Here is a 12,557-nt window from a genome sequence, read left to right as displayed (position 1 = left end):
TGTACGTGTAGGTGGAGACATAGGTGCCGGCGGCACCCTCCAGGCCGGGCATGGCCGGCACTGACCCTTGAGAGGGTCAGGCCGCGGCGAGCGCCGGTGCGACGGTGTCGGGCGCCCAGCGCGAGCGGTGGCACTGCGACCAGCCCCGACACCCCGGGTCACCCAGCGAGCAGAGCCGCAGCCTGCTGAGCACCTCACCGTCCTCGGTGTCCCGCACGTCGAAGTGCACCGGACGGACAGTGCCATCCGGAGCGACGAGCAGGTGCCGGCCCGCGTCGAGCGTGTCGTCGCGCAACAGGCAGTTGCGGCCCAGCAAACGGGCCAGTGCGGCGATGCTCGCGTGCTCGGAGAGCTGCTCCGGCACCCCGTAGCAGTCCACCACCGTCGCGAACTCGCCCGGCGCCTGCCAGACGTCACACACCACCGCGTACGCCGGCAGCCGCGCCGGGTCGGCCACCGCCAGCGGCATCACCACCCGACCAAGCGCCTCGGCCAGCGCCGGGTAGACCTCCACGGGTTGAGCCCCGTCGATTCTCCAGTTCCACAGCTCGGTCATTCCGCCTCCTCGCTGCGTTCGTCCCCACCGGCCTCCGGATCGGGCCTTACACACGATGGTGGGGGGCATTTGACCCCAGCCGGGGGCAAGTTACCGGTCTGTGACCATTCCGGGCAAAATTTCCCTGAGCGGCATTGCTCGGAGTAGCGGGAAGGTGACAGTTTATCGGGTACGGTGCGCCATCCGCACCACCGCCGCCGCGTGTCCCGCGGCGGGCCGACCGCCCCCGGTCAGCGCAGGACGACCAGGTGTTCCCCCCGGGGCAACAGCTCGCCCACCACCGGAGCGCCGGGCACCTCGCCGGCGACCAGCAGGCCACCGGAGGTCTGCGCGTCGGCCAGCAGCAGCCGCTCCGCCTCGTCAGCCGCGCCGAAGTCGGTCCACGGGGTCACCCACTCCAGGTTGCGCCGGCTGCCACCGCTGACGAACCCGTCGCGCAGCGCCTCCCGCGCGCCGGCCAGATAGGGCACCCGGGCGGTGTCGATGGCCACAGTGACCTGGCTGGCCCGAGCCAGCTTCGAAGCGTGCCCGAGCAGCCCGAACCCGGTCACGTCGGTGCCGCACCGAATGCCGGCGGCGACCGCCGCGCGGGCGGCCTCCCGATTGAGCGCGCTCATCGTGGCCACCGCCTCCGGGAAGCTCTCCCCGGTCGCCTTGTGCCGGGTGTTCAGCACACCCACCCCGAGCGGCTTGGTCAGCGACAACGGCACCCCGGCCCGCCCGGCGTCGAGAGTGATCAGCTCCTCCGGTCGGACCGTGCCGGTGACCGCGAGACCATACTTCGGGCCGTCGTCGTCCACGCTGTGCCCGCCGGCCAGGTGACAGCCGGCCTCCCGCGCCACGTCCTGGCCGCCGCGCAGCACCTCACGGGCCAACTCGAGCGGCAGCACGTCGCGCGGCCAGCAGAGCAGGTTGAGCGCCACCAGCGGGGTGCCGCCCATCGCGTACACGTCGGAGAGCGCGTTGGCCGCGGCGATCCGACCCCAGTCGTACGCGTCGTCAACCACAGGGGTGAAGAAGTCGGCGGTGCTGACCAGGCCGGTGCGCTCGTCAAGGCGCACCACCGCCGCGTCGTCGCCGTGGTCCAGCCCGACCAGCAACTCGGCAGTGCCGGTCGCCGGGCCGAGACCGGCCACCATGATCTCCAGCTCGCCCGGCGGGATCTTGCAGGCGCAGCCACCGCCGCGGGCGTACTTGGTCAACCGTACGGGTTCGGTCATCCACCCATGATCGCGACAAGGCGCCACGATCGCCACCGCGACCACCCATCCGGTGACCGAAATCGGACGCCTGAGAACGATCGTGACCGGTGTTACCGCTCCGTGACCCGCTGGGTTGCGTTCTGCCACATCAGGCCGCCTACAGTGGCCGCACCGGGGGTCAACCGACCCCGATCCGGGAGACGACAGGGGACGGTGGACGACGTGACGACGGGCGAACCGCTCATCGTGCTGGACGCGGTCAACAAGTGGTTCGGGCCGCTGCACGTGCTGGACGACGTCTCACTGTCGGTGGGTCGGGGCGAGGTGGTCGTGGTGATCGGCCCGTCCGGCTCCGGCAAGTCGACGCTGTGCCGCGCCATCAACCGACTGGAACCGATCAACTCGGGCACCATCACCTTCGACGGCCAGCCACTGCCGGCCGAGGGCAAGCCCCTCGCGAAGCTGCGCAGCGAGGTGGGCATGGTCTTCCAGTCGTTCAACCTCTTCGCGCACAAGACCATCCTGGAGAATGTCACCCTCGGCCCGATCAAGGTCCGCAAGGAGAAGCCGACCGCCGCTCGCGAGCGCGGCCTGGCCCTGCTCGACCGGGTCGGCATCGCGAACCAGGCGGACAAGTTCCCGGCGCAGCTCTCCGGCGGCCAGCAGCAGCGTGCGGCCATCGCCCGGGCCCTGGCCATGCAGCCCAAGGCGATGCTCTTCGACGAGCCGACCAGCGCCCTGGACCCGGAGATGGTCGGCGAGGTGCTCGACGTGATGACCTCGCTGGCCAGCGACGGCATGACGATGGTCGTGGTGACCCACGAGATGGGCTTCGCCCGGCACGCGGCCAACCGGGTCATCTTCATGGCCGACGGCAAGCTCGTCGAGGACGCCTCCCCGGCGGAGTTCTTCGAGAACCCGCGCAGCGACCGGGCGAAGGACTTCCTCTCCAAGATCCTCACGCACTAGGCGTCCGTAGTGGAGCGCGCCGTACTCGGTGGGCTCTTTGAAAGAAGGAGAAGAGTATGCGTATGAAGCGCGTGGCGGCGGTCGCCATGATGGCCTCCCTCGCCCTGTCGGCAGCGGCCTGCGGCAAGGAGGGTGAGCCGACCCCGAGCGCGGGCGGCACCGCCTCCGGTGGCGCCCAGTCCGACACCTGCAAGAGCTCCGGCGCGACCTTCACCCCGAAGACCGACGCGGCCATCGCCGGCAGCCCGACCTTCGAGAAGATCAAGGCGGCCGGCAAGGTCTCCGTCGGGGTCAAGTTCGACCAGCCGAACCTCGGCTACAAGGACGCCCAGGGCAAGCGGTGCGGCTTCGACATCGAGATCGCCCAGTACGTGGCGAGCACGCTGGGCATCGACCCGGCGAAGATCGAGTACAAGGAGATCGCGTCGGCCAACCGGGAGACCGCGATCAAGGGTGGTGAGGTCGACTACTACGTCGGCACCTACTCGATCACCGACAAGCGCAAGAACGACATCTCCTTCGCCGGCCCGTACTTCGTCGCCGGCCAGGACCTGCTGGTCCGCAAGGACGAGACGTCGATCACCGGCAAGGACACCATCAAGGGCAAGAAGGTCTGCTCGGCCATCGGCTCGACGCCGATCCAGAAGGTCCGCGACGAGGGTCTGACCGAGGCGAACAACATCGTCGAGTTCAAGACCTACTCGGAGTGCGTCTCGCAGCTGCTCGACAAGAAGGTCGACGCCGTCACCACCGACGACGCCATCCTGAAGGGCTACGCGGCGCAGAGCCCCGACGAGCTCAAGGTCGTCGGCAAGCCGTTCAGCACCGAGAAGTACGGCATCGGCCTGCCCAAGGACGACAAGGCGCTGCGCGACTACGTCAACAACCAGATCGAGGCCTCGTTCGGCGACGGCACCTGGCAGAAGATCTACGACGGCACGCTGGGTCTGTCCGGCTCGACGGGCACCCCGCCCACCCTCGAGCGGTACTGACCAACCGGCTCGACACGAGTTGCGGCGCCGGGCGGGGCTCGTCCCCGTCCGGCGCCCGTCCGAGGACTGAGAGCGAGGCATGGGCGAGTTCTTCCGGGTACTGACGGACAACGGACAACTGTTCGTTGACGGGTTCACCAACACCGTCAAACTTTTCCTGATCGCCGCGGTCGGCTGCCTCGTCCTCGGCACGCTGCTCGGCGCGATGCGGGTCTCCCCCGTGCCGGCGCTGCGCGCGTTCGGCGCCACGTACGTCAATCTGGTGCGCAACACCCCGCTGACGCTTGTCTTCGCGTTCCTGGTGTTCGCGGTGCCGAAGCTCGACGTCAACATCGACTACTTCCCCAGCGCCGCCATCGCGCTCACCGTCTACACCTCCGCGTTCGTGTGCGAGGTGATCCGCTCCGGCGTCAACACCGTCGCCGCGGGCCAGGCCGAGGCGGCCCGTGCGCTGGGCATGACCTTCGGCCAGGTGCTCACGCTCATCGTGCTGCCGCAGGCGCTGCGGGCGATGGTCCCGCCGATGATGAGCGTGTTCATCGCGATGCTGAAGAACACCACCATCGCCGCCGGTTTCTCGGTGCTGGAGGCCGGCGCGATCCCCGCGTACATGGCCGAACGAGGCGAGCCGCAGTTCGCCGTCCTGCTCTGGATCACCATCGGCTTCCTGATCTTGATCCTGCCGCTGGTGGCGTTGCAGCGGTTCCTGGAGCGCAAGTGGAGGGTCGCCCGATGAACGAGCATGCGAACCCCACGGTCGCGAACGGAAGGTGGCTGAGTTGAGCCAGGCGTCGATCCTCTACGACCTGCCCGGGCCCCGCGCCAAGCGGCGCAACACGATCCTGGGCGTCGTCTCCACCGCCGGCATCATCGCCCTACTCGCCTTCATCGGCTACAAGTTCGCCGACACCGGCCAGTTCGAGGCCCGCAAGTGGGAGCAACTGCAGTACGCGTCGGTGCAGCGCGAGTTGCTGGGTGGGCTGTGGGCGACACTCAAGGCTGCCGGCATCGCCGCGGTCCTGGCACTGATCTTCGGCGCGGTCTTCGCCAGCGCCCGGCTGAGCGACAAGTGGATTCTGCGTACCCCGGCGACCTTCGTGGTGGAGCTGTTCCGGGCGATTCCACTACTGATTCTGATCTTCTTCGGGTACTACGTGCCGCTGCAGTACGGCTGGTCGATCGACAAGCTGTGGGCGCTGGTCATCGGGCTGATGCTCTACAACGGCTCGGTGCTCGCGGAGATCTTCCGGGCCGGCATCAACGCGGTGCCGTACGGGCAGACCGAGGGCGCCTACGCGGTTGGCCTGCGCAAGAACCAGGTGCTGCGGCTGATCCTGCTGCCGCAGGCCGTCCGCTCGATGCTCCCGGCGATTGTCAGTCAGCTCGTCGTGCTACTCAAGGACACCGCGCTCGGCTTCATCATCACGTACCCCGAGCTGCTCTTCGTGGGTAAGCAGATCGGCGGCCGGTTGCCGTTCGGGCTGCCGTACGTGCCGACGTACCTGATCGTGGCGGCGATCTACATCGCCATCTGCGGCGCGCTGTCGGCCCTGGCCTGGTGGTTGCAGAAGCGGATGGGCCGTAGCCGGCGGACGGCGGCGAAGGTGCTGCCCGCCCAGAACGCCGGCGAGGACGCCGCCCGGATGATCTGACCTGCCCACCGTACGCGTGATCGACTCGAGTTTCTCAATATCGGGGTGCTCCGTCCTTGGGGGCACCCCGATATTGCTGATTCGTGGTGATCCGATCTACTTGGTCAGGTCGCGGGAGAGCACGGCCGCCCCGATGTCGTCCACGTCGGACACCCGGATCTTCCGGGCGGCCCGCATTACGACGTCCAGGATGAATACTTCCAGTGCATCCGAAGACTTGTCACGGCCACTGAGCCTTCCCGAGTAACGGTTGGTGGCGTTGTGTGATCACGTCGTGCGGCCGTGGTCGATGTGGAGCAAAACCAGGGCTGCGGCGGTGATCCGGCCGATGCTCCAGGGACACGGCCACCCGTCCGGAGCAGTGCTGTTCTGCACGTTCCCCCCGTGGCTGTCGTGCTTGCCCGACTGCCACAGATCCACCCCGGGCGGCGGCCCGGGGGCGCGGTACCGATCGGTCTCGATCAGTGTGGCCGTCGATGCTGACGTGGGCGTAGCCAGCCATCTTCACGGCCAGCAACACCGAGTGCAGACCGGGCGCCTGGGCGGAGAGCTCGGTGAGGCCCTCAAGCAGGTACGCGCACCCGGTCGGCCGGCTGACGGTGCTCTCCTTGGCCAGTTGCGAGATGCGGGTGCCGTCGACCATCCACCGGATCACCAGGGCAGCCTGCTTGAAACAGCCCAACGACCGGGTCCCGTCGCGGGTGGCCAGCCGCTGCCCTTCGACGTGCAGAAGGCCGGACAGGAACGAGACGGTCGCCTCACGTACGGGCAGGATGGCGGTGTATGTGAATTCGCAGCGACGCAGAACCTCGATGACGGTGATCCCGGGAAGGACTACCTTCATTGCGAGGTTCTGCGTCTTTTCATTGCACCGCGACAGATCCGGCCGCGTCTGGACCGCCAACCACGTCGGCCACTCCAAGGAAGGTGATGACTACGTGTTGATACAGGGAGTCGCGAAACCTTCCCTGGTAGTCATTCCGAGGGTCGCAGCGAATGCCTGGTTGCAGTACTTCCGACCATTAGAGCCAGCAGTGCTTACACTCGAAATGCACGACTTGCCTCTTCCGCATCCAGTCTCATGCGTTGCCACAATTCCGCCGACCTGAGCGGTCGCGATTCTGGCGCGACTGGTGTAGCCAAGTTGCTCACCCGAACATGTGACCCTAGTAGAGGCCTCGATGTAGCCGTTCCACGTTTGGCCGATCCAGGCCCAGCCGGCGCACTTACCGGTATCGAGCGGTGAAACCTCCACCGAGAAGTTCGAGGAAGCTTGAACGCGATAAACTGGGTCGGCGGCCGCCCCGGTCGCCAGCGCGGGGGAGGCCGGGACCATCATTAGAACAGTAGCCGCGAAAATTGCCGAGAGCAGCGGACGGAGGCGCCGAAAATTCCTCTTGTGAATTTTCATCCTGCGACCCTATGTGCAATATTTATTGCCGTCAAGGGCAGCGACGATGTGACTGTCTCGGTGAATAGCTTGCCGAGCCGATTCCTTGCAGGTCAGGCGAGTTTCACGAGTCTTGAAAATCGATGAGGCCGCGGCCTGAGGTGCGACAGCATTTGACCAAGGCCCAATGCGTCGACCAGGAGACCGACCTATACTGTCCCCCCTCCACGATTCTGCTCAGGCTGCACCGCTGCCCATGCCGCACCCCGCAAGTGCGGGGGATCCTCGTCCTGCACCACATCCGACAACCGCCACGCGCCGTAGCAACCGCGCAGTCTCAGATGCGCCCGGTGAACCGTCGTCGACACAGCGAAGCGGTCAGCGGGCGATCTCGGTGACCCGGGACTCGCGGACCACTGTGACCCGGATCTGACCCGGATAGGTCAGCTCCTCCTCGATCTGCTTGGCCACGTCCCGGGCCAGCACTGCCGCCCCGATGTCGTCGACGTCGTCCGGCTTGACCATGACCCGGATCTCCCGGCCGGCCTGCATGGCGAAGACCTTGTCCACACCGAGCTTGCCGGCCGCGATCTCCTCGATCCGCTCCAGCCGCTTGACGTACGCCTCCAGGCTCTCCCGGCGCGCGCCCGGCCGACCACCCGAGCAGGCGTCGGAAGCCTGCGTGAGCACGGCCTCGATGGTCTGCGGGGGTACCTCGTTGTGGTGCGCCTCGATGGCGTGCACCACGTCCTCGTGCTCGCCGTACTTGCGGGCCAGGTCCGCGCCGATGATGGCGTGGCTGCCCTCCACCTCGTGGGTGAGCGCCTTGCCGATGTCGTGCAGGAACGCCGACCGCTTGATGATCGGCACGTCCAACCGCAGTTCGGCGGCCATGATGCCGGCGATGTGGGCGGTCTCGACCAGGTGCTTGAGCACGTTCTGCCCGTACGAGGTGCGGTAGCGCAGCCGGCCGAGCAGGGTCACCAGCTCCGGGTGGATCTCGGTGATACCGACCTCGACCAGGGCGTCCTCGGCGGCGCGGAGGCAGAGCTGCTCCACCTCCTGCCGGGCCAGGTCGTAGACCTCCTCGATCCGGTGCGGGTGGATGCGCCCGTCCAGGACCAGCTTCTCCAGGGTCACCCGGCCCACCTCGCGACGGACCGGGTCGAAGCAGGAGAGCAGCACCGCCTCGGGGGTGTCGTCGATGATCAGGTTGACGCCGGTCACCGACTCGAAGGCGCGGATGTTGCGCCCCTCCCGGCCGATGATCCGCCCCTTCATCTCGTCACCGGGCAGGTGCAGGACGCTGACCACGCTCTCCGCGGTCTGTTCGCTGGCGACCCGCTGGATCGCGTCCACCACTATGTGTCGGGCGCGCTGCTCGGCCGTGTTGCGCGCGTCGGACTCGATGTCCCGCACGAGCAGCGCCGCTTCCCGCTTGGCAGACGTCTCGATGGCGTCGACCAGCTCCAGTCGCGCGGAGTCGGCGGTGAGCCCGGCGACCCGCTCCAACTCTCGGCGGCGCAGCTCCTCCGACTCGGTCAGTTCGGCCTCGCGCTGGGCGAGCGCGGCCTCCCGGGCTGCGAGGGCGGCCTTCGCGGCGGTGAGCTGCCGCTCCCGCTCGGCGAACCGCTCCACCTCCTCGGTGTGCATCCGCTCCCGCTCGTCCATCCGAGCTGCCCGACGTTCCACCTCGGCGGCCTGCTCCCGGGTGGTGGCGGCGAGCACCGCGACCTCCCGTTCGCCGCTGCGCCGGGCTGCCGTCCGTAACTGTTCGGCGTCCGCCTCGGCCTGCTTGTGGGCGCGCTCCAGGACGGTGTCCGCCTCGGCCCGGGCGTCGTCGAGGACCCGCCGCGCCTCGGCGCGGGCCGCCTTCGCCTCGGCCTTCGCCGCCGCCGCCTCGGTACGGGCCGCGGCGGCCGCTGACTTCGCCACGTCGATAGTGCTGTTCGCCTCGTCGGCCGCGGTCCGCAGGGCGGCCAGGGACTGCTCCTGGCGGTCCTTCTCGGCGATGAAGGCGGGATCCTCCGGAGCCGGCGCGGCGCCCATCCGGCGCATGGTCCGGATGCCGACCAGCACGGCCCCGATCACCACCACCGCGAGGACGAGGACGGCCGCGAGGAGCACGACGTCGAACGCGTTCATGCCGGGACCCCGTCGGGTCTACCGATGAACCTGTGCCGCCGCCCCGCCATGGCCGCCTCCCCTAACGTCGAGACCGCAGCGACCGTGCCGGGGGCACACTCCTGCGGCTGTGGACGCCCGACCGGAGCGGCTGGCCGTGGGTAGCTTTCTCCGCCGGCGGTGCCCATGGGGCAGCGTCGGCGACCGGGTGCAGTTGTCGCAGCGTTCCGGACCGGCCTGTCCGGAACTGCCGCCAAAGGCCGCGGAGTCGGCCAAAGTGATGCTGTTCTGTTACGCGATCTATGTTGTGCGCTTAGCCTGCGCTGGTCGGGCAATGTGAGCCTGTATGGCGAGGCTAGGTCGCCGGGGGTGCTCTGGTCAAGGACTCATGATCAAACCCCCCGAACGGAGAGAAGTTGAACCGTCACCACGTGCTCATGTCGCGTCGGACAGGAGCGGACAAACTCCGCGAGCCGACGGCCTCGATACGGATGTCGTGCCTGTTCAGCGGCGGCGGCACCCCGCGTAAGACCCGACTTTGTGACACCAGCGACCCCCCGCTCGCGCCCAGCCCTCGTCGGGCTCGTCACTTCAAGATCGCTCCAACTTGAAGGTCGACACTGGCGCGTGAGAGCTGCGGCCGGGCGAGGAAGTCCCGACGATCTTGCAGTTTCGGTTGTCAGTATGGGCGGAATGCCCCTGACGTCGGGACAGAAAGTGCAAGATCGCGGTCGCTCGGCGGGCGCCGGTGCTCATCCCGACGGGCGGTCCTCAGCATGAGGCGACACACCCATCGCGTGCGCTCAGTCGACCAGACGGTTGTCGCGTTCCAACTCGCCCTCGGCGTCGGCGAGCGCGTCGGCGTCGATCTGCTCGGCGAACTCGGCCGCCTCGGCGCTCTGCGCGGCGAGCACGTCCTTCACCGCCCGGATGGCCACACCAGGCGGGTAGCCCTTGCGGGCCAACATGCCCACCAGCCGGCGGAAGACCGCGTCCGGCTCGCCTCGGGCGGTGCGTAGCTTGCGCTCCACCAGGCCACGGGCGGTGCCCGCCTCGGTCTCCTCGTCCAGCTCACCCAGCGCCTCGGTGGCCACCTCGCCGTCCACGCCCTTACGGCGCAGCTCGTTGGCGAGTGCGCGGCGAGCGAGGCCGCGCCCGGCATGCCGGCTGGACACCCAGGCCCGGGCGAACGCGGCGTCATCGATGATGCCGACCTCGTCGTACCGGTCGAGGACCTCGGCCGAGACCTCCTCCGAGATGCCCCGCTTGGCCAACGCCCCGGCCAGCTCGGCCCGGGTGCGGGGCCGGACGGCAAGCTGGCGCAGACAGATCTCGCGGGCCACCTCGGACTCGTCGCGTGGAGGCGCCGGAGACTCGACGGTGTCGGCCTCCTCGGACCGACCCCGGCGGCCTCGCGGAGGGCGGGGCGCATCGGTGGCGTCGCCCGTACGAGGCGGACTGGCATCCCAGCCCCGCCCCGTACGAGCGCGTCGTCCTGCCATCGGTCAGCGACCGATCAGAAGTCGACCGGCGGCAGCTCCGGGCCACCGGCGGCGTCACCCGCGCCGACCCCGACGCCGAGCTTCTCCAGGATCTTCTTCTCGATCTCGGCGGCCACGTCCGGGTTTTCCTTCAGGAACTCCCGGGCCTTCTCCTTGCCCTGACCGAGCTGGTCGCCGTCGTACGTGTACCACGCTCCGGACTTGCGGATGATCGCCTGCTCCACGCCGACGTCGATCAGCGAGCCCTCACGCGAGATGCCCTTGCCGTACATGATGTCGAACTCGGCCTGCTTGAACGGCGCGGCGACCTTGTTCTTCACGACCTTGACCCGGGTGCGGTTACCGACCACGTCGGTGCCGTCCTTGAGGCTCTCGATGCGTCGCACGTCGAGCCGGACCGAGGCGTAGAACTTCAGCGCCCGGCCACCGGTGGTGGTCTCCGGGCTGCCGAACATGACGCCGATCTTTTCCCGCAGCTGGTTGATGAAGATCGCCGTGGTGCCGGTGTTGCTGAGCACACCGGTGATCTTCCGGAGCGCCTGGCTCATCAGCCGGGCCTGGAGGCCCACGTGGCTGTCGCCCATCTCGCCCTCGATCTCGGCGCGCGGCACCAGGGCCGCCACCGAGTCGATCACGATGATGTCCAGAGCGCCGGAGCGGATCAGCATGTCCGCGATCTCCAGCGCCTGCTCGCCGGTGTCTGGCTGGGAGACCAGCATCGCGTCTGTGTCGACGCCGAGGGCCTTCGCGTACTCCGGGTCGAGCGCGTGCTCGGCGTCGATGAAGGCGGCGATGCCGCCGTTGCGCTGGGCGTTGGCCACCGCGTGCAGTGCCACAGTTGTCTTACCGCTGGACTCGGGGCCGTAGATCTCGACCACCCGGCCACGGGGCAGGCCGCCAATGCCGAGGGCAACGTCGAGCGCGATGGAGCCGGTCGGAATGATTGCGGTCTGGACGACCGGCCGGTCACCCAGCCGCATCACCGAGCCCTTGCCGAATTGCTTGTCAATCTGAGCGAGAGCAAGGTCGAGTGCCTTCTCCCGGTCAGGCCCTGCTGCCATGGTTGCCACCCCTGCCTTCGCCGGCGTCTTTGCTGAGCTTCGCGTCACGCGGACACGCTAGGCGCTAGGTCCGACAGAAAACCAGCCGACGGGCCGCGAGCTGTGGACGAGCACCCCGCTGTGGACAATAGCCGAACAGGTGTACGACTCGACAAGCGACACGCGGAACCGGCGAAAAGGCTGCTCAGCGTAGTCGAGCGGGCACCCGGTCCGGGTACGCGGCACAAACCGCCCGCCACACCACGTGCGTCTGCTCCCCCGATGCCAGGGCCTGCTCGATGGTCCGCCCGCCGAGCTGGGACAGCACCTGATCACGGGCGATGCTGGCCGCGTAGCCGGGCCCGAACGCCTCGTCCAGCCGCGTCCAGAAGTCGGTCAGCCGCACAGTGATCAGCCCTCCTCGTCCGGCGCCCCGGTCGGCACCGGGCGCAACGCTAGCGCCACCAGGGGCGCCGCCGCGACCGCCGCGAGCAGGGTCAGCACCGGATATCCGGCGAACTGCATGACAAACCCGCTGACCACGGCTGCCCCGGCCCCGGCCAGCCCCATGATCAGGTCGGACAGCCCCTGGACGCTCGGCCGCACCTCGGCCGCCACCGACTCGGACAGCAGTGTCGAACCGGCCACCATCGTCCCCGACCAGCCCAACCCGAGCAGGACCAGACCGACCGAGAGCCGGGGCGTGTGGTGCCCGGCGGTGCCGGCGACCGCGCAGGCGGCCAGCAGCAGCCCGACCCCGCCGAGGATCACCGCCCGTCGACCGAGCCGGTCGGTGAGCCACCCGACCACCGGTGAGAACGCGTACATGCCGGCGATGTGCAGGCTCAGCACGATGCCGACCAGCCGCAACACGTCGGCGTCGGCGTGCGACTCACCGAGCCGCACCGGAGTCATCGCCATCACCGCCACCATCACCAGGTGACCCACCGCCACGGCGGCGATGCCGAGTCGGGCGGCGGGCTGTCCGCGTACCACCGACCAGGCCACACGCATCCCGGCGCCGCGCGGCGCGCGCACCGTGACCGGCGCGGCGGCCGGCGTCGCGCCACCACCTCCCCAACATCCACCCCCGTCGATCATGAAGTTAGCGGCGCGACACGCCGAGAGAG

The 12,557-nt window shown here is 68.7% G+C and carries 12 protein-coding genes; 4 read left to right on the top strand and 8 right to left on the bottom strand.

What is annotated here, in order from left to right; genetic code table 11:
* Window positions 1–76: 76 nt before the first annotated feature.
* Window positions 77–556 carry a hypothetical protein gene (locus AB0C20_RS31095; RefSeq protein WP_091400520.1) on the bottom strand — a complete coding sequence of 160 codons (480 nt, stop codon included), beginning with the start codon at window positions 554–556 and terminating at the stop codon, window positions 77–79.
* A 230-nt stretch (window positions 557–786) separates the two neighbouring features.
* Entirely contained in the window at window positions 787–1,776 is a 990-nt protein-coding gene (gene selD, locus AB0C20_RS31090) for a selenide, water dikinase SelD (protein WP_350859666.1), read from the bottom strand.
* Between the two features lie 195 nt (window positions 1,777–1,971).
* Between selD and AB0C20_RS31085 the strand changes: the two genes are divergently transcribed.
* The 4 genes from AB0C20_RS31085 (at window position 1,972) to AB0C20_RS31070 (ending at window position 5,371) form a co-directional block, all read left to right on the top strand.
* Complete coding sequence (locus tag AB0C20_RS31085; protein WP_099851354.1) at window positions 1,972–2,727, top strand: amino acid ABC transporter ATP-binding protein; 756 nt, start codon at window positions 1,972–1,974, stop codon at window positions 2,725–2,727.
* Between the two features lie 56 nt (window positions 2,728–2,783).
* Window positions 2,784–3,719 (top strand): glutamate ABC transporter substrate-binding protein, encoded by a 936-nt coding sequence (locus tag AB0C20_RS31080; protein WP_357182876.1) that lies wholly within the window; start codon window positions 2,784–2,786, stop codon window positions 3,717–3,719.
* A gap of 79 nt (window positions 3,720–3,798) precedes the next feature.
* Window positions 3,799–4,455: an amino acid ABC transporter permease gene (locus AB0C20_RS31075; protein WP_357182879.1), complete on the top strand. Its 657-nt coding sequence runs from the start codon at window positions 3,799–3,801 to the stop codon at window positions 4,453–4,455.
* 43 nt (window positions 4,456–4,498) lie between these two features.
* On the top strand, window positions 4,499–5,371 hold the full coding sequence (locus AB0C20_RS31070; protein ID WP_357182882.1) for an amino acid ABC transporter permease: 873 nt from the start codon (window positions 4,499–4,501) through the stop codon (window positions 5,369–5,371).
* Between the two features lie 220 nt (window positions 5,372–5,591).
* Here the strand turns inward: AB0C20_RS31070 and AB0C20_RS31065 are convergent, their stop codons facing one another.
* From AB0C20_RS31065 to AB0C20_RS31040, 6 genes are all read right to left on the bottom strand, one after another.
* Complete coding sequence (locus tag AB0C20_RS31065; protein ID WP_357569308.1) at window positions 5,592–6,215, bottom strand: hypothetical protein; 624 nt, start codon at window positions 6,213–6,215, stop codon at window positions 5,592–5,594.
* A 924-nt stretch (window positions 6,216–7,139) separates the two neighbouring features.
* On the bottom strand, window positions 7,140–8,906 hold the full coding sequence (rny, locus tag AB0C20_RS31060; protein WP_357182888.1) for a ribonuclease Y: 1,767 nt from the start codon (window positions 8,904–8,906) through the stop codon (window positions 7,140–7,142).
* Between the two features lie 782 nt (window positions 8,907–9,688).
* Complete coding sequence (locus AB0C20_RS31055; protein ID WP_357182891.1) at window positions 9,689–10,387, bottom strand: regulatory protein RecX; 699 nt, start codon at window positions 10,385–10,387, stop codon at window positions 9,689–9,691.
* A 14-nt stretch (window positions 10,388–10,401) separates the two neighbouring features.
* A complete protein-coding gene (gene recA, locus AB0C20_RS31050) occupies window positions 10,402–11,448 on the bottom strand; it encodes a recombinase RecA (protein WP_007456801.1) in 1,047 nt (348 codons plus the stop codon).
* A gap of 184 nt (window positions 11,449–11,632) precedes the next feature.
* Window positions 11,633–11,833, bottom strand: coding sequence for a DUF3046 domain-containing protein (locus tag AB0C20_RS31045; protein WP_030489422.1), 201 nt, complete (start codon window positions 11,831–11,833; stop codon window positions 11,633–11,635).
* Between the two features lie 5 nt (window positions 11,834–11,838).
* The coding region (locus AB0C20_RS31040) for an MFS transporter (protein WP_357569307.1) at window positions 11,839–12,557 on the bottom strand (719 nt) is incomplete at its 5' end.

Source organism: Micromonospora sp. NPDC048843, assembly GCF_040649965.1.
Classification (GTDB): Bacteria; Actinomycetota; Actinomycetes; order Mycobacteriales; family Micromonosporaceae; genus Micromonospora; species Micromonospora hortensis.
Note: the sequence above shows the minus strand (reverse complement) of the source record. Positions and strands in the feature narration are given on the sequence as shown.